This window comes from Clostridium gelidum (assembly GCF_019977655.1).
Taxonomy (GTDB): domain Bacteria; phylum Bacillota; class Clostridia; order Clostridiales; family Clostridiaceae; genus Clostridium; species Clostridium gelidum.
On sequence record NZ_AP024849.1, the window covers coordinates 5116129 to 5135013 of the forward strand.

The following is an 18885-nucleotide window of genomic DNA, read 5'->3' on the forward strand; positions in this document are numbered from 1 at the left end:
CTTGTTCCATGTCAATTATCAATTAATTAAATTCTCCGTACTTATAAATGTATTTCTTTCTAGGTTCTACAATTTCACCCATAAGTAGTGAAACCATCTTTTCAGCTTTTGCCGCATCTTCTATATTAACTTGAAGAAGTGTTCTGCTTTCTGGATTTAACGTTGTATCCCACAATTGATCTGGATTCATTTCTCCAAGACCTTTATATCGTTGAATCAATGCACCTTTTCCTACTTCTTTCTTTGTTTGTTCTAGATCTTCATCACTATAAGCATACTTCATTGTAGTTTTACCTCTTGTTTCTTTATAAACCTTATATAAAGGAGGTTGTGCTAAATATAAATGACCATTTGCAATTAATGGTTTCATATATCTATAAATATAAGTCATCCAAAGTGTTCTAATATGATATCCGTCCACATCTGCATCACTCATTATTATTATCTTATCATATTTCAAGTCTTCTTCTTTATAGTTATCTAATGTCCCAGTTCCAACAGCCGTATTAAATATTTTTAATTCCTCTGAAGCTAATACATTTTCAAGCTTTTGTTTTTCCGTATTCATTATTTTACCTTTAGAAGGCATTATAGTTTGAAATCTTCTATCTCTAGCTTGCTTTGCAGAACCTCCTGCTGAATCTCCTTCAACAACTATAAATTCATTTACAGTTTTATCTTTTAATGTACATACGGCAACCTTACCCGCAAGTGGTGCTGCACCTTTACCTATCTTCTTTTTTTCTGCTTCATTTATTTTCTTGATTTTATCTCTTCTTTTTGCTGCTTCAAGCGCATTATTTATTATACTTGTTGCCAAACTCTTATTATCTTCAATCCATTCAGAAAATTTAGTATAAACCAAATCATTCATCATAGTATATGCTTCATTATTACCAAGCTTAGTTTTAGTTTGACCTTCAAAGATAGGATTTGTAATTTTTATTCTTACAATAGCTGTCATTCCTTCTCTTAAGTCGTCACCTTCAAATTCCTTTTCCTTTTCCTTAAGTAGTCCAAGCTTCTTCATCCATTCTTTAAAAGCTCTTGTCATTCCAGTTTTAAACCCTGTTTCATGAGTTCCTGCCTCAGTTGTTGGAATATTATTTACATAACTTGCAATATATTCAGTAGTTGAATCTGTAAATTGCATACAAACTTCTCCATACATTTGAAGACTTCCAACGTTTCTTTCACCATCAAAAATTATAGGTGTTTCGTGAATTGGTGTTTTACTTTCGTTTAAATAATTAATAAAATCTAAAAGACCATTTTCTGAATAATATTCCTTAGTTATTTCTTGTCCTTTTCTTTTATCTATTAGTTCTAGCGTTATACCTTTATTTTGAAATGCTAATTCTTGCAATCTACTATCTATTATGTCAAATTTAAAATCAGTTGTTGAGAAAATTTCTTTATCTGGTTTAAATGTAACTTTAGTACCAATCTTGTCTGTTTTCCCAATTATCTTTAAACTTCCAACTGTTGTTCCTGGCATATCTCTTTTTAATTCTTTATCAAAAGCATATTCAAATCTTTGTCTATATATATTACCATTCTGATATACTTCAACTTCTAGCCATTCTGATAAAGCATTTACAACAGCAGCTCCAACTCCGTGAAGACCTCCAGAAGTTTTATAGTTTTTATTATCAAACTTTCCTCCTGTATGTAGTTCAGTAAATACCATTTCAATCCCAGATTTCTTTTTTATTGGATGAATCCCTGTAGGAATTCCCCTTCCATTATCTATTATTGTGATACTTTTATCTTCATTTAAAGTTATACTTGCCTTATTTCCATACCCATTAGCTATTTCATCTATGGAATTATCAATTATTTCCCATATACAATGATGCAGCCCCTTGCTTCCAGTAGAACCTATGTACATTCCTGGCCTTACTCTTACAGGTTCTAATTTTTCAAGTGATGTTAAATCCGTTACATCATAAGCATTAGTATTTTTCAATTCCATAAAACCCCTCCACTTTGAACACCAGTTCTTATTTGTTTGTATTTTTTCTGTTCTATAAAAATATACTTCCTTTCCGCTGTATTGTCAAAAAAACTTACACATATTAAAAAGTACGCACCTATAAGAAGAGTGCGAAGCACAATAAGGAACTTATTAAGTGTAACCAAGAACTTTTCACATATGAACACAGTGAGAAGCACAATCAAGATATTTTACACATACAAAGCTCAACCGTCACACTTCAATTCTTATACTTTCCTCTTATGCATAAAAAAGAGTGCACTATTAAAATTAATAACACACTCCTAAAATCAATTTTAGAATTTTAAAGTTTTATACATCGCATATTTCTATCTTTCTAACATGCTTTGTATGATTCCATTCCTTATTATTCTTATTTAAAATACCTTGAATTGTAATTGGTACCCATGTTAATGTATATAATCCATATAACCAAAATCTAAAGAATAATATTAACTCTTTCTTTCCTAAGAATACTCCAGTCAATATTAAGAATGATAAGTTATATCCTATTCCTATTAATGATCCAATAATCCAATTATGAATATTAGCAGTTAAAATAGGAACTACAAAAACATTACTTGTATATAATATCATCATAACTAAAAATGGTTTTGTAACTTTTTTATCAATTGCTAATATTAGTGGTGTAATTAAAAATTGAATAGCTACGAATATTCTAAAAATTATGACTCCTGGATTATTAGCAGTACCATCATCACCAAACAAATTGTTAATAATAAATATATTTAACCCACTTTCAGTATTTATCTGTATTAATGTTAACACAGCTGCAGCTGCTATTAGTAACGTTACAAATGGTTGCAATACATATAATGCACAGTCAAACATATAAAATTTTCTTTCTACAATTGATTTCTTAACTAATTTAAAGAAATACCTTGAAGCAACATCTGTAAATCCTTGCATCCATCTTTTTCTTTGAGTCCATGATTGCTTAAGCTTCAATGGCTTTTCATCATATATAATAGCATCATGAGCCCATCCTACTTTTTCTCCATTTAGCACAAGCTTACAAGTAAACTCTAAGTCTTCTGTAAGACACGTAGCACCCCAGCCTAATTCTTTTAATGTATTAGTTTCTACTGCAAATCCTGTACCACCAATTTGATTGGAAAGTCCTACATTTGATCTAGATAATTGGAACATTCTGTTTTGAGTCCAAAACGCTATAGAATATGATGCAGCAATCCATGAATCCTCTGGATTTTTGCTATCTATATATCCCTGTACAACTTTATATCCATCCTGCATCTTAGAATTAATTTCTTTTAAGAAATCCTTATGTACAAGGTTATCTGCATCAAATATGGCAACAGCATCATACTGTTTCTTCATATCAAACAGCTTTGCAAACATCCATTCTAATGCATAGCCTTTACCTTTTTTATCTTCTGCAAATCTTTCACAAACATTTACTCCATATCCTTTAGCTATTTTAGCTGTATCATCTGTACAATTATCTGCAATAACGAAAATATCATACATGTCTTTAGGATATTCTAGCTTTAACATACTTTCTATAAGACTACCAATAACCACTTCTTCATCATGTGCTGCAATTAATAATGCGAATTTATTTTTAGGTGTATAATTTTTCTTTTCTGCTTTTCTAAAAAGACCTATTAATCCTAAAAATAAATAATAACATGTTATCGCAAAAACAAAAATTTGAAAGAACGCTGTTATGGTCAAAATATAATTTCCCATTACATTCACTCCTAATATTTAATGAGAATCACTCCCATTTATTATTTAATATAATTTCTTTCATACTATTCCTATTTAATAATATTTCAATAGAAATAAAAAATCAACCCTATATTTATTAAGATAAAATTAATATTTTTCTTTAGAGTCTTTCATATTTGTATGTAAACCTTATTATAATTATTAATTATTACTTATTATTCCTATGTTTTTTGTTTAACATTCTATACATAATGTATCCTACTAAAATACCGCCAAGAAGACCTCCAATATGACCAAAATTATCGATATTTTTAATACTTAAACCTATAAATAAATTTATTACTATTATTTGCATCAAACTTGATATATTTTTTTTATCTATTCTATGCCTCTCTATAATAGCAAAGGCCAATAATGCTCCCATAAGACCAAATATTCCACCTGACGCCCCTACTGATATGTTGTATGTTCCCATCAAATAACTTAATAAACTTGATGTTATACATGAGATAAAATATATAAACAAATACTTTTTAGCTCCATAAATTTGTTGAATTTGTGGTCCTATTATGTATAAAGAATACATGTTGCATGCTATATGTACTATCCCCGAATGTAAAAAGGCATAAGTTAATAATCTCCAAATCTGACCTTCGTTAATTAATATTTTAGAGATAGCTCCAAATTTTAATAGTACATCAGAATCTATATCAAATATATTTCCAGATAAAAATGCAGTTATTAAAAATATTATTATATTCATTCCTATTAACGTAAGTGTTGGTATTTTATATTTTAATAATTCTCCTTTTTCTCCCTCAACATTTGTTTCATCTGTTTGTACAAAATATTTAACTATCTGTTTTAATGGTATACAAGATTTATCACATGCAATAACATTATAATTTTCCTTATTTAAAATAAGTTTATTTATGTTAGATGATTTATCTGAATATGTGTATTCTTTATTACATAAAATTATTATATTTAAAGAAAATGTCTTTTCTAGTGTTTTTATATACTCAGCAGCTTCTGAATAATCTATATCTTCATTTTTTTCATCACTTATTAAAACACAATATATTCCATCTTTTAGCTCTTTAACTGCAAAAAATACATCTTCCTCATGAAAATTGCTATAATATTGCTTAATATAAAAGTTTTCTTTATTAATTAAAATTTTATAAAAGTTTTCTTTAAATTTTTTCATATTTTTTACCTATCCTTATATGAACGTTATTTATCTTTTATCTTAAATTTTCAATATATTACCCTATAGATACCCACAACTGAAATTTTACTTATGCTTGGTATTATATTCAGCATTTACTATACTTAGGCGTATATACAAACAGAGAAATTGGGTACATGTTCGTGAAAGCGGCATTAGAAAATAAGCTGTTGAAGCCACTTAATGGTGGGTTGTTCCATTTTTGCTTGTCCTGAGCTTGCCTCAGGAGCAAGCAGAAATGGGTGCAACCTGCCATTTAGTGGCTTCCAGCGAAATTTTCTTAGTCCGCTGGAACAAACATGTATCCAATTTCGGCGGGTTATATCCATAAGTACGATTTCCACTGTGGGTATCTATAAAATTTATTTATCTATCATATCTAAAAGTTCATTAAATCTTTTTATAGTAGCTTCTATAGGTATATTCGTTGTCATATCTACCCCAGCATTTTTTAAAATGTTTATTGGATAGTCACTACCTCCTGATTTTAAGAAACCTTTATATTTTTCTACTGCATTTTCTTTTCCTTCTAAAATTGATTTTGAGAAAGCAGATGCAGCTGCATATCCTGTAGCATATTGATAAACATAAAAATCAGAATAGAAATGAGGAATTCTTGACCATTCTACATCTATCTCTTTATCTATAATAATTCCATCACCAAAATATTTAGCATTCAAATCGTGCCATGCTTTATTATAATCTTCTGCAGTTAAAGGAATACCTTGCTCTAAACTTTCATGTGTATAAAGCTCAAATTCTGCAAACATTAGTTGTCTAAATACTGTTGTTCTGATTTGTTCTAATTCTTGATTTATTAAATAAAGTTTTTTCTTTTCATCTGTTTCTTTTTCAATTAAGTAATGAATAAGTAAAGACTCATTTGTTGTTGATGCAACTTCTGCACAAAATAAAGTATATCCCGCATAATAATATGGTTGCTCTTTTCTTGAATAATATGAATGAATTGAATGCCCCATTTCATGAGCTAGAGTCGATACATCTCCTAGTTCATTATTATAATTTAACAGTACATAAGGCATAGTATCATATCCACCCCATGAATATGCTCCACCCTTTTTACCTTTATTTTCATATATATCTACCCAACCATCTTTTATTCCACTTCTAAATATATCTAAATATTCTGCTCCGAGTGGCTTTAATGCATCTAATACTGTTTCTACACCTGTATTAAATTCAATTTTTTCTTTTGGTAATTCGATTACAGGAACATATAAATCATATATATGTAGTTCATTTAATCCTAGTAACTTTTTCTTGATTTGAACATATCTATGAAGGGAATTTAAGTTATCATTTATGACCTTAATTGCATTTTTATAAACTTCTAGTGGGATACTATTTGGTTTTAATGAGGCTTCTAATGCACCATTATAGTTTCTTACCTTACTACTAAAATTAAAGGTTTTGAGTGATGAAGTTAGGGTAGTAGCTAAAGTATTTTTTAACTTATCATATTCTCCAAATAACTTTTGAAATGCCACTTTTCTTACATTTCTATTTTTACTTCTTATAAATGAAGAATAGTTTCCCTCTGTTAATTCTACTTTATTTCCTTCTTCATCTTCTATCTTTCCAAATGTCATATCTGCATTAGTTAAAATATTGTGTATTGCTGAAGGTGCATCTAAGCAATCTGATGCTGCTGCGAGTAGTTCTTCCATTTCTTTTGATAATATATGTGGCTTTTCTTTTAATATATCTCTAATTAAAAATTCAAATTGCTTAAGTTCATCTAATTTGTTCATTTCACTTTGTATAAATTTATCATCTAAACTTAAAATTTCTGGTACAAAGAAAGCTGTATAACTTGCAAATTCAGCCATATATATATCAATTTTGCTCATTAAACTTTGATAAGTAGCATTTGAAGTATCTTCATCAGATTTTAAATGTGCATATATATATAATTTTTCTGCTTTTCTAGATATTTCTTCATTTAATTTTAAATACTCTAAAATCTTTTCTCCATTTATTAGTTTTCCAGAATAATCTTTTAATTTAATTGCTTCATTTTTTACAGCTTCAAAATCCATTTCCCATTCTTCTATATTTTTATATACTTTCTCAACATTCCACTTAAACTTTTCATTAATTTCTTCTCTTTTCTTTAAATCACTCATATTAACACACCCTTCTTTATTAATTAAAGATTAATAATGAAAAATGACGGATGAAATCTCTGTTAGATATTTCTACAAATTATATATTTTAATTAGAAATTCTTTCAGAATTTCATCCTTAAATCATTCATTATTCATTATTCATTATTCAGTATACTCAGATTCTTTTCCTTTAATAGCTTCAAATACTAAATTCATTTCTGAGTCTATTATTGTTACAACTCCTTGTATTTTTTTCTTCATTACATCATAATCATCCTCATACTTGAATTTTATTATATATGCAGGATTATATTCATCTAAGTCTTCTTCTATCTCATAACCGCTTTCTGTAAATGCTTCGCTATTAAATAAATCATATATTGCTGAGTATTCCCATTCTTCTACATTTTTATTTGTATCAAAATGCATATATACAATTTCATCTAATACATAAAGCTTTTTTACAAATAAAGCTCCTTCATTTACTTCAAAACTTCCTAATTCTTTTTTTATAAATCCTGTTTCTTTATCTTTTTCCATTAATACTAAACTTGAAAAATCCATAAATTCACCATCCTATTAGTTTTGATAATCATTTCTAACTTAATCTTTTTTAATTGTGTCTTACATCAAATTATATCAAAAAAGACATTTTATAACCATACAAATAAAATATAGTGGATTATAACTGCTACAAAATTAGAATTTGCTCATATTATTATATTTTTCACATTACATTGTCATTGATTTTTAATTTTATTACTTGTAAAAATATGGTAATATTTTCTTATGTTCTTTCTTATTCTAGGAAAGTTTTTATTACATCTATATTCTTTCCACAAACATATTTAACATTCTAATATGCTTAAAATAAAGGAGGTTTTCATTATGCAAAATAGTCTACAATTTCAAAAAGAATCCTTTGTTTATAATAAAAGACGAAGGCTTGAAAGAAAACTTATAAGAAAAGCTAAAAGAAAATCCATATTATCTATTATAATCTCTTTTGGACTTATATTGGCAGCATCTTTTTTCATAACACATAATATATATATATCCAATAATTCCAAAGACCTTGGGTTTGCTGTAGAATACAATTTTACTACTGGTTTTTCATCAGAAAATAAACTTCTTAGGGTTCAAAAAATGTCTTTAGTTTATTGTGATGGTGAAACTTCTGTTGTAGAGGCTTCTGGGCTTTCTAAAAATGCGCCTCATAAAAATATTTCTGTTAAAGGAAGTTTTAAAAAAGACAACAATAAAAGCTGGCACTTGGAAAAATTATTAACTCCGTAATTTCTATATTAGGCAAATAAATCAATGAAGCATAACATAAAACATACTAACCTTCTAACTTATTATTTTTTTCAATATGCCTTATACTCTATTGCAAGTGATTTGCATTTAAGTGTATAATATAATAATGTTTTAAGGAGTTGATTATTTGATTACTATAAAGAACTTATCATTTTCATATACAAAAGGATCTGAATTATTAAATGATGTGAATCTTCATATTCCTAAGGGAATTTATTTATCTATTCTTGGTGAAAACGGAAGTTGTAAAAGTACATTAGTTAAACTTATATTAGGTATTTTAAAGCCTGATTCTGGACTAATTACGTTAGCTTCCAATAAAATTTCTTATGTTTCACAAAAATTAGATAATTTCAATTCAGAATTTCCAATAACGGTTAAAGAAGTACTATCTTGTCATGCAAAGACTATTGGCATAAAAAATCCAAAGAGCACTCTAGAAGCCTTGCATAAAGTTAATATGTGTGAGTTTAGTGAAAATTTAATTGGAAATTTATCAGGTGGGCAACAACAAAGAATTTTCATTGCAAGAGCATTACTTGGAAATCCAGATTTAATAATATTAGATGAACCATCAACTGGAGTCGATGAAAAAAGTCAAAGTGAAATTTATCCATTACTCCAAAGTTTAAATAAAGATTTTGGAAAAACTATAATTTCTGTTGAACACAATACTAAAATTGCATTAAAATATTCAACACATATTTTAAAAATAGAAAATGGTACTCTACAGTTATTCACAAAAGACGATTTTATAAAGTATTTAGAATCTTTCGATTCAATTTCTAAAATAATATAGATATTAGGAAGGTAAAATAATATATGTTTGAATTAGGTTTTATGCAAAATGCATTTATTGCAGGTTTTATTGTTTCAGTACTTTGCCCATTTATTGGGCTTTTCATTGTGCTTAGACGTTATTCGATGATTGGTGATACATTATCTCATTCTTCTTTTGCCGGAGTCGCAATTGGTCTTGTTATAGGCACTAACCCCCTTTTAACTGCATTTTTATTCACTAGTGTTTGCGCTCTTGTTATAGAGGCTTTAAGAACTTATTATAAAAAATATGCAGAACTTGTAATGTCTATTGTTTTAACATTAAGTTTAGGTATAGCAATTATCTTAATAAGTAGTGGCAAGGCATCCGCCAAAGTAGATTCATTTTTATTTGGTAGTATTTTAACTGTTACAAAATCTGATATTTGGTTAATTGCTATTGTAGGTGGAATTTGTCTTATAACTCTTTTATTTCTTTATAATAAATTAATTTATGTTACTTTTGATGAAACTAGTGCAAAAACAGCAGGTATTAATGTTAAATTAGTAAATTATATTTTCACATTACTTGTTGGTGCTACAATTTCACTTTCAATAAGAGTAATGGGAATCCTTGTGGTTTCTTCAATAATAGTTGTACCTGTAGCAACCGCTATGCAATTAAAAAAAGGATTCACTAAAACCCTTATTTTCTCTATCATCTTTGGATTTTTAGATGTTATGATAGGGCTAGTACTCTCTTATTACATAAATAGTGCTCCAGGAGGTACAATAGCGTTAACCTCAGTTATATTCCTATTATTAACGCTAACCTTCACAAGATTTTTTAACTATGAAAATTGATAAAATACGGGGATTGTGAAATACTTGAAGTACGGCAATAAACCCTATAAAGAGAGGACATGCTTTTGTGTAATGTTGCATTAGAGAATTTTGCTGGTTATGTTTCTTCATTATAAGTTGTTCAAAAATTGATTGTCCCAAGCTTGCCTTTGGAGCAATCAGTTTTTGGTACAACTTATAATGTTAGAAACATCCATCAAAATTCTCAGCAACTGGAACAAACGCATGTTTTCCCTTTCGGTTTATTAGACATAAACTTAATTTTTGACATTACTGCAAGTATTTTTATATTTTGAGTTATTACACAATACCCGTAAAGTATTCTTCTAATACTTCTATGAATTTGTTTATGTTCTCTGGATATATTTGACCTATGTTTGCTATTCTGAAAGTATTTTTAGAAGCTACTTTCCCAGGATAAATTGTGAATCCTTTATTATATAAGTAGTCATGTAAAGCATCAAAGTTATACCCTTCAATTTCAGGTTCAATAATTGAAGTTAAAAGCATAGATGATGCTTTTTCATTTACTAATTTTTTTAAATTCAGTTTATCTAAGCCAGCCCAAAGAATTTTACAGCATTCTTTATATCTTTCATATCTCTTTTCTATTGTTTCTTCTTTTGCTTCTATTATAGCTTGTTTTAAAGCATAAAGGACTTGTACTGGTGGGGTAAATCTCATTTGATAATTATCTTTAAAATATGAATATTGCTTATATATATTAAGGTATAGATTTCTTGGTTTAATATTCTTAGTTTTCTCTAAAGATTCTGTACTTGCTATTACAAAACTTATTCCTGCCATTCCTTGTATGCACTTATTTGAACTTGAAGCTAAGTATTTTATATTCATTTCATCCATATCTATAGGAATTCCTGCAAAAGAACTCATAGCGTCAACTATCATATCTATTTCATATTTTCTGCAAATGCTTCCTATTGCTTTTATATCATTTAATATTCCTGTTGTTGTTTCATGATGAATTACTGCTATATGACTTATAAGATTTTTATCACCACTTAAACTTTTTGAATTATGTGTTTTTATGATCTCTTCTAATTCATTTAAGTTTATTTCTTCTATAGGTGAACTTTTATATTCTACATAATTCAAATTATATATTTCTGCTATTTCACACATTCTTTTGCCATAAGCGCCATTATTAATTATTAAGATTGTTTTATCATCTACTATTGAGCTTAAAATAGCTTCAACTGATGCTGTTCCTGAACCTCCAAATAATATAGTTGTATATTTATCATTTGAGCCTACAAAATTAGTAAGCTCTTTTGATACAAACTCCATAACATCTCCAAATTCTTTTTCTCTTGGACAAATATCAGGCATAACTTGAGCAAACTTTACTGTATCAGAAGTTGTTGCAGGCCCTGGATTTAATAATATATTTCTCTTAATCTCCACTTGGATTCCTCCCTATATAATGCATATTAGAAAAATAATTTTTCCCCTATATTCACGTAACCCGCATTTTACAAGCAAATTCTAAAATTCTAAAGTTCTGAAATTCTAAAATTCTGAAATTTTTTAGAATTTTAGAATTCTTACTTGTAAAATCATTATTGAAACTTAGGCACATAAAAATAAATAACAAGTCCAAAGTTGCCATGAATATTTTTCATCAGGCAAGGAGACGAATTGCCCTCATAGCGGACCTATTAGGGCAATTTGCTGACGCAGCATGATGGAAAATAGGCTGGCAAATGGACTTGTTATTTATTTGATTGTGCCTTATATAGTTTATTTTTTTAATATGATTGATCTTTTATTTATCTAAAAATTCCATAAATGCTTCTTTATTTTCAATAGGTGTTGTAGTAGGTCTTCCTAAATCTTTTCGTGCACCTTTTTTTACTTTAATCTCTAACAATACAGGACCTTCTACGTTTGTTATTTTTTTTGATAAATTTAATAATTCTGCTTTGCAGCTACATGAATAACATTCCTTATATCCACAGGCTTTTGCAATAGCTAAAGTATCTATTTTTAAACCAACAGTTTCTTGTCCTCCTACTGAATCATGTGCTCCATTATTTATTAAGATATGTCTAAAATTCTTAGGCTCTGCATTTCCTATTATAGCTAGCCCCCCAAGATGCATTAATAAAGCTCCATCTCCATCAATGCAGTAAACCTCCTTATCTTTATTACTCAAAGCAATTCCTAATGCAATTTGGGAAGCATGTCCCATAGAGCCTACAGTTAAAAAGTCTTTACTATGATTTTCTTTATGCTTTTCTCTTAACTCAAATAGTTCTCTAGATGCCATTCCTGTAGTTGATACTGCTACCGAATTTTCTTTCATCTTAGACACTACAATTTCTATAGCCTCTTCTCTAGTCATTTCAAAATCAAAGTTAGTGTTGTTCTTGAGTTTGTATTCATTAAAGGTATCCTTTTTTATCACTAAAGCATATGGTTCATTATTTTCCTTCATATAAATATATGCTTTTTTTACTTTTAATTTCATTTCATCATTATTGCTAGCTTCATCTAAAATCTCATACTTGATTCCTAACATTTCTAAAGTTTCTAAAGTAATTAATCCTTGCTTCTTATGTTGAGGTTCATCTTGTCTTTTTGGCTCCCCTCTCCATCCAATTACTAAAAGCATTGGTATACCATAAACTAATTTATCAGTAAGGGAAGCAAGTGGATTCACAGCATTCCCAAGTCCAGAATTTTGCATGTACACAAGTCCAATTTTTCTTGTTCCCAAATAATATCCAGAAGCTAATCCTATAGCATTTCCTTCATTAGCTGAAATTATATTCTTCTGAGCACTTACATTATCCTTAATATAAGCACAAAAAGATTTTAATAAAGAATCTGGTACTCCTGTAAAAAAACTTATATCATTATCTAATAATTCATTATAAAACTCTTTAACTTCAACCATTTAATCCAGCTCCTTAATTGCAAATTTTTATAATATTATTCTTATATTTTAAATTATTCATCCATAAACTCCATATATATATACCCACATTCCAAGTTACTCTACCTTTCATATACATCCAAAAGTAGAAATAAGGGGGCTTGCTTTTGCGGAATGTTACATCAGAAGATTTTGATGGCTATGATTCTTAGATTATAAGTTGTTCCAAAATGCTTGTTCAAAGCTCGTCTTTGAAGCAAGCATTTTGGGCACAACTTATGATCTTAGAAGCATCCATCAAAATCTTAAGTAACTGGAGCAAATGAATGCCCCCTTATTTCGGCGGAATTATATGCATAATCACGATTTTCACTGTGGGTATCTATATTTTAATGCGTATAATTGTTGTATTTACTTACATTCCGCCAGGAATTAGGGTAAGAATTTCTTTTATAGGCATGCAATTTACTGAAGCTTCTTTTGATCTTTCATTTTCTAAGATGCTCTTTGCAGTATTTACCATTGCTGGATATGCACTTCTTATTAAGTGATTTGCATAAATAATCACATTAATTCCTAAGTCCACCAATTCATCTTCTTTCATGAAGTTATATGAAGTTGGAACTACTATTAATGGAACTCTATTTTCAAATTCATTGTATCTTCTGCAAAATTCAACTATCTCTTTTCCATCTTTTTCTTTGCTATGAATCATTATTCCATCTGTACCCGCTTCGATATAAGCTTTTGCCCTATTTATTGCATCATCCATTCCTGCCCCCGCAATTAAGCTTTCAATTCTTGAAATTATCATAAAATCACTTGTTGCTCTAGCTTCTCTTCCTGCTCTTATTTTGTCACTAAAATGTTCTATCGTATCTTGAGTTTGAATTACATCAGTACCGAATAATGAATTTTTCTTAAGTCCAGTCTTATCTTCAATAATAATTGCTGAAACTCCTAATCTTTCTAAAGTCTTAACTGTATAAACAAAATGTTCAATTTGTCCGCCTGTATCTCCATCAACAATTATAGGCTTTCTAGTAACCTCTAAAATATCATTAATTGTATTTAATCTTGATGTTAAATCTACGAGTTCTATATCTGGCTTTCCTTTGGCAGTTGAATCACATAAAGAACTTATCCACATACCATCAAATTCTTTTATTTTTCCATCTTTTTCAACTTTAGTTTTTTCAACAATAAGTCCAGTTAATCCATTATGAGCTTCAAGTATTCTAACTGGTTTCTTTGAATAAATTAGTTCCTTAAGACCTTTCATTCTCATTTGAGGTGTTATGCCTATTTGCATTAATTCCTCATCTAATTTCGAAATAGAAACTCCATGAGTATATGGAGTTTCTACAAGTTCTCCGCCCCATTCTTTTATTGCATCTATAACTCTTTCTCTAAGTTCTTTTTGAGAACCCTCAAGCCAATCATCTCCATGAACAACATAATCTGGTTTAAGCTCTATAAGATTTGGAACTTGATCTAAACTATCTTGAGGTACTACAGATACAATACCTTTAATATTACTAACTACTTCTTTTCTTTCTTCATACTTCATTATAGGATTTCTCCAATAATCTCTTATAACATCATCAGTATGTAATCCTACTATTACATCCCCAAGATTTCTCGCTGCATCTATTACCTTCAAATGTCCTTGGTGAATTATATCCGCACTCATAGCCACATAAACTTTTTTCATATATTAACACACTCCTAAAATTTATAATTATTTTTTATTTTAATTTATTTTTTCTTCCGTATTTTTTTCTAACTTTGGAAGTATCATTGTTTTTATTCTCTCAAGATGACTTTTATCATCAATTTCTCCCCATACTAAATTTTCAATTTTTAAATATCCAACTTTTCTTTTTTGTGCAGCATCAAATATTGCATTTTCATAATCATACTTCTTTGCTTTTTTATTTTCAGTTTTAAAAAAGCTTTCTTCATTTTTATAATCATTTATTCTATTATTAAAATCTTTATATTCTTTTAACATCTCTTTATATAATTCAAGTGATATTTTTGAAATTCCAACTAATTCTCCATACACGTGTTCTATATCTTGTCTATTTTTAGATATCTTATATAAATTATCATCTCTAACTTCCACATAACATTCATCACCAGAGTTTGTCTTTCCACTTAATAAAATGCAATCGTCTTTTTCATAATTAATAGTCTTAATTAATCCATAAACTTCATATATAAGATCACTTTCAAGTAATAAAAAATCTTCTTTTAATTCATCTTCTAATATTGACAGCGACGTCATGCTCCCTGTAGCCTTGTATTTTCTATTCTTTCTTGTTTCTATATAATTATTTTCTTTTGCGAGTTTATCATAAAATTCATTTAAATGACCCGTAACTATATAAATTTTTTCAATGCCTAAACTTCTTAATTTTTCAATAGATCTTTCTACTAAACTCTTCCCATTTATCTTCATAAGACCTTTTGGCAACATATCATTAGTTATATCTTGTAATCTCGATCCCATACCGGCAGCTAAAATTACAGCTGTTTTTATATTCCCCATTAATTCACAATACCCCTTTCTGTTTATAAAGTGAAACTTTTCAGGTGGAGTTCTATGCTCCAACTGAATTTAGTTGAACTTATCCCTTTGAGTGGATAAATTATTATTTTTTACCCACAATTCCCATTGTCCATTTTTATCCAATTTAAATATCTAATTGAAAATTTTATCCAGTTCATTTTTTGAACAACATTATATTAACACCTTTCACTGTTCAAAACAACATGTTCATGCCAAATAATTACTTATCTTTATAAATATATTTTTAAATCATAAAAAGACTATATCAAAATAATTAATCATTTTGATATAGTCTTCATTTAGGTGAAACTATTTAATTTTATATTATTTTGCTACTACATTTGAAGTTGCTGCTATAGTTGTACTTGTTGGCGCTGATATCTTAGCAAATTCTTCTGCTGTAAGTTTAATTTTACTAGTTGGAAGAGTTATTGCTTTAACTTCACTCTTAGTGCTTGTTGCTTTAACTGCAATTGAAATCTTTCCAAAATCTTTAATTTGTAAATTTATATTACAGTCTGAAGTATAATTAATATCTGTAAATATGTCTTTTGAAGTAATAGTTGAACCAGCTAATGCTTTCTTAGCCTCAGTTAAGCCTGTATCAAAACTTGTACTATTCATTTCTGTTTTAATTTGTGCTATATCTTCAGCTTTTAATTCTAATTTAAAAGTTTTATTTAAATTTTCTAAGTTGTTTACTCCTGCTTTAATAGCATTTGCTGCTAAATCTACAGTTTGATTTGCATCAAGATTAATTGTGTATTCTCTTCCATTTTGGACAAAAGGTAAATCAAGATTACTATTTTCTCCAAATACTAATTTTCCAACTTCAACCAATGCATCTGGTTGAGTTGCTAATGATTTAAATTGATTTACATCTACTCCTGAAGCCGCTGAATCAATTGCTATATATTCTTCTTTTATGCTAGCTAATCCTGTTGATTCAGTTTGTCCACCTATAGCAGAAATACCTTCATAAAAACTCTTGTTAATATAGCTTGTAGTTCCCTCTGTATACACTTTAAGTTCTGGAATTTTAATCTTACCTTATGTATTATTGAACTTCATATCTATATATGCTTGATCTTTTGTTGTATATCCAGTAGCAGTAAATGTTACTTCTTCCTTTTCTCCTTTTGCCTCAACATTAACTTTGCCTTCTATATTAGAAGTTGTTGCTTCCCATTTTGCTGTATTTGAAAGTTCTTTTGAATAATTAAGTGTTGCTTGACTACATCCAGCCATTGTTCCAACAGTCAAAGCTGCTGTAATAATTAGTGCTAAGGTTTTTTTAATTTTCATTTTTCTTTCCCCCTATAAATACTTATTTATTATTATAAAATTTGGATAAAGGTTAATGATTACCTCTTTATCATGTTTCCATTATACATCATTATTTATTAATTAAGACTAGTATAAATATTAATTTTATCTTAATTTATACTTAACTTTGCATAAGTAATGTATATTGATCATTTTTATTTATTTTAAAATTAAATTATAGGTAAATTAAAGAAGTGAAGATTCCTTTAAAAAATCTTCACTTCCTATTTACCTAAAAATAATTTATTTCATCTTATTTTGCTACTACATTTGTAGTTGCTGGTATAGCTGCACTTGTTGGCGCTAATAACTTAGTATATTCTTCTACTGTAAGTTTAACTTTACTAGTTGGAAGCGTCATTGCTTTTACTTCACTCTTAGTACATGTTGATTTCATTTCAAGTGATACTTTTCCAGCATCTTTAATTTGTAAATTCATATTAAAGTCTGCAGTATAGTTGTTATCTGTAAATGCTTCTTTTGAAGTTATAGTTGAACCAGCTAATTCTGCCTTAACTAGTGGTAATGTTGCGTCAAATCTTGCATCATTGACTGAAGTTTTAATTTCTGCAATATTTTCAGCTGTTAACTTTGATCCTAAAAACGTAGTATTAATCTTATCTATATTATTACCTGCAGCTTTTATAGCTTTTGCGCTTAAATCCACTGTCTTATCTGTATCAAGATTTATTGTGTATTCTCTTCCATTTTGAACAAAAGGTAAATCAAGATTGTTATTTTCTCCAAATACTAATTTACCAACTTGGACCATTGCATCTGGTTGAGTTGTTAATGCTTTTAGTTGATTTACATCTATGCCTGTAGCTGATGAATCAATTGCTATATATTCTTCCTTTATCTTAGCTAATCCTTCTGGGATAGGTTGTCCAGTCATAGTATATATTCCTTCAAAATAACTCTTGTTAATATATACTGTATTTCCATCTACATATTCTTTAATTTCTGGAATCTTAAATTTACCAGATGTATTATTGAATTTCATATCTACATATGTTAAATTCTTATCCCTATATCCTGTAGCGGTAAATGTTACTTCTTCCTTTACTCCTTTTACATCAACATTAACTTTACCGTCTATATTAGATGTCATTGTTTCCCATTTAGCTGTATTTGAAAGTTCCTTTGAATAATTAAGTGTTGTTTGGCTACAACCAGCCATTGTTCCAACAGTCAAAGCTGCTGCCATAATAATTGCTAAAGTTTTTTTAATTTTCATTTTTCTTTCCCCCTGTAAATACTTATTTATGATAAAAATACACTGCTTGTTAATATCTTACTTTACATCATATTTTTATTATACATGTTTTTTATTAAAAAAATACCTTCTAAACATTAAATTAATCTTAATTTATACTTAAGTTTTCATAAGTAATCACCTCCAAAATAATTTATCGGATTATCAAACATTTATATCTCTTTTTTCTTACAAATTCTACATGATATTAAGTAAGATATATATCCTATTAAAGTTGCTATTAATAAGCTAAGAAGCATTAATAAAATATTATTATTTAAATATACATTTCCTTGTAATTTCATATTTATATATTCATTTCCTCGTGGCAACAAAAATATAATTAAACCTGATACAAGATATATTATCGTAGAAAGCATTTTTCCTTTTTCTAATCCTAATTTATAAAATATCGGATACTGAATTAAACAAATAGTTAAACTTATAATTGCATTTAAACAAATAGTCAGCACTTCTAAGCTCCCAATTTTATTTACTTTATACAAAACTAATATAATAATTCCGCTTAATAGAAATATTACAAGTGATGCGCATATTAAATATAAAAATCTTCCAAGTACCATACTTGAAGTTCTAGCTGGAAACATATAATACATTTCAGTACTTTTTTCATTCCCTTGTATACTAAAAGGAATTGTTCCTAAAACAACTAAGAAGAAAAGCAAATATGACATTCCAAAATCATAATTTCCAGAAAATATGAAACTACAACAAATTATTAATTGTATTAAAACATAATACTTTATACTTTTTTTAGCAATTTTAAAATCAAACTTCAAATAATTTATAGAATTATTCAT

At 28.2% G+C, this 18885-nt stretch carries 16 protein-coding genes; 3 read left to right on the forward strand and 13 right to left on the reverse strand.

What is annotated here, in order from left to right:
• Positions 1-22 precede the first annotated feature (22 nt).
• From psyc5s11_RS23615 to psyc5s11_RS23635, 5 genes are all read right to left on the reverse strand, one after another.
• Positions 23-1975 (reverse strand): DNA gyrase/topoisomerase IV subunit B, encoded by a 1953-nt coding sequence (locus tag psyc5s11_RS23615; RefSeq protein WP_224034908.1) that lies wholly within the window; start codon positions 1973-1975, stop codon positions 23-25.
• Between the two features lie 333 nt (positions 1976-2308).
• The gene (locus psyc5s11_RS23620) at positions 2309-3727 is read right to left on the reverse strand and encodes a glycosyltransferase family 2 protein (protein WP_224034909.1); all 1419 of its coding nucleotides are present in this window, start codon (positions 3725-3727) and stop codon (positions 2309-2311) included.
• A 190-nt stretch (positions 3728-3917) separates the two neighbouring features.
• A complete protein-coding gene (locus tag psyc5s11_RS23625; protein ID WP_224034910.1) occupies positions 3918-4919 on the reverse strand; it encodes a rhomboid family intramembrane serine protease in 1002 nt (333 codons plus the stop codon).
• Positions 4920-5302: 383 nt separating this feature from the next.
• Positions 5303-7087, reverse strand: coding sequence for an oligoendopeptidase F (pepF, locus tag psyc5s11_RS23630; RefSeq protein ID WP_224034911.1), 1785 nt, complete (start codon positions 7085-7087; stop codon positions 5303-5305).
• 144 nt (positions 7088-7231) lie between these two features.
• Positions 7232-7633: a DUF6762 family protein gene (locus tag psyc5s11_RS23635; protein ID WP_224034912.1), complete on the reverse strand. Its 402-nt coding sequence runs from the start codon at positions 7631-7633 to the stop codon at positions 7232-7234.
• A gap of 324 nt (positions 7634-7957) precedes the next feature.
• On the opposite strand from psyc5s11_RS23635, the gene psyc5s11_RS23640 reads away from it, so the two are divergent.
• The 3 genes from psyc5s11_RS23640 to psyc5s11_RS23650 all read left to right on the forward strand — a co-directional run bounded on the left by psyc5s11_RS23640 (position 7958) and on the right by psyc5s11_RS23650 (position 10009).
• Positions 7958-8365, forward strand: coding sequence for a hypothetical protein (locus psyc5s11_RS23640; protein WP_224034913.1), 408 nt, complete (start codon positions 7958-7960; stop codon positions 8363-8365).
• 148 nt (positions 8366-8513) lie between these two features.
• Entirely contained in the window at positions 8514-9185 is a 672-nt protein-coding gene (locus tag psyc5s11_RS23645) for a metal ABC transporter ATP-binding protein (RefSeq protein WP_224034914.1), read from the forward strand.
• Between the two features lie 23 nt (positions 9186-9208).
• Complete coding sequence (locus psyc5s11_RS23650; RefSeq protein ID WP_224034915.1) at positions 9209-10009, forward strand: metal ABC transporter permease; 801 nt, start codon at positions 9209-9211, stop codon at positions 10007-10009.
• Between the two features lie 300 nt (positions 10010-10309).
• On the opposite strand, the gene psyc5s11_RS23655 is transcribed toward psyc5s11_RS23650, so the two are convergent.
• The 8 genes from psyc5s11_RS23655 to psyc5s11_RS23690 form a co-directional block, all read right to left on the reverse strand.
• Complete coding sequence (locus psyc5s11_RS23655) at positions 10310-11434, reverse strand: 2-aminoethylphosphonate aminotransferase (protein ID WP_224034916.1); 1125 nt, start codon at positions 11432-11434, stop codon at positions 10310-10312.
• Positions 11435-11795: 361 nt separating this feature from the next.
• Positions 11796-12929 (reverse strand): phosphonopyruvate decarboxylase, encoded by a 1134-nt coding sequence (aepY, locus tag psyc5s11_RS23660; protein WP_224034917.1) that lies wholly within the window; start codon positions 12927-12929, stop codon positions 11796-11798.
• A 394-nt stretch (positions 12930-13323) separates the two neighbouring features.
• Positions 13324-14622 carry a phosphoenolpyruvate mutase gene (gene aepX, locus psyc5s11_RS23665; protein WP_224034918.1) on the reverse strand — a complete coding sequence of 433 codons (1299 nt, stop codon included), beginning with the start codon at positions 14620-14622 and terminating at the stop codon, positions 13324-13326.
• Between the two features lie 39 nt (positions 14623-14661).
• A complete protein-coding gene (locus tag psyc5s11_RS23670) occupies positions 14662-15462 on the reverse strand; it encodes a phosphocholine cytidylyltransferase family protein (protein WP_224034919.1) in 801 nt (266 codons plus the stop codon).
• 345 nt (positions 15463-15807) lie between these two features.
• On the reverse strand, positions 15808-16506 hold the full coding sequence (locus tag psyc5s11_RS23675) for a hypothetical protein (protein ID WP_224034920.1): 699 nt from the start codon (positions 16504-16506) through the stop codon (positions 15808-15810).
• A gap of 27 nt (positions 16507-16533) precedes the next feature.
• Positions 16534-16788 carry a hypothetical protein gene (locus tag psyc5s11_RS23680; RefSeq protein WP_224034921.1) on the reverse strand — a complete coding sequence of 85 codons (255 nt, stop codon included), beginning with the start codon at positions 16786-16788 and terminating at the stop codon, positions 16534-16536.
• A gap of 274 nt (positions 16789-17062) precedes the next feature.
• Entirely contained in the window at positions 17063-18046 is a 984-nt protein-coding gene (locus psyc5s11_RS23685) for a hypothetical protein (RefSeq protein WP_224034922.1), read from the reverse strand.
• 191 nt (positions 18047-18237) lie between these two features.
• Positions 18238-18885, reverse strand: coding sequence for an ABC-2 transporter permease (locus psyc5s11_RS23690; RefSeq protein WP_224034923.1), 648 nt, complete (start codon positions 18883-18885; stop codon positions 18238-18240).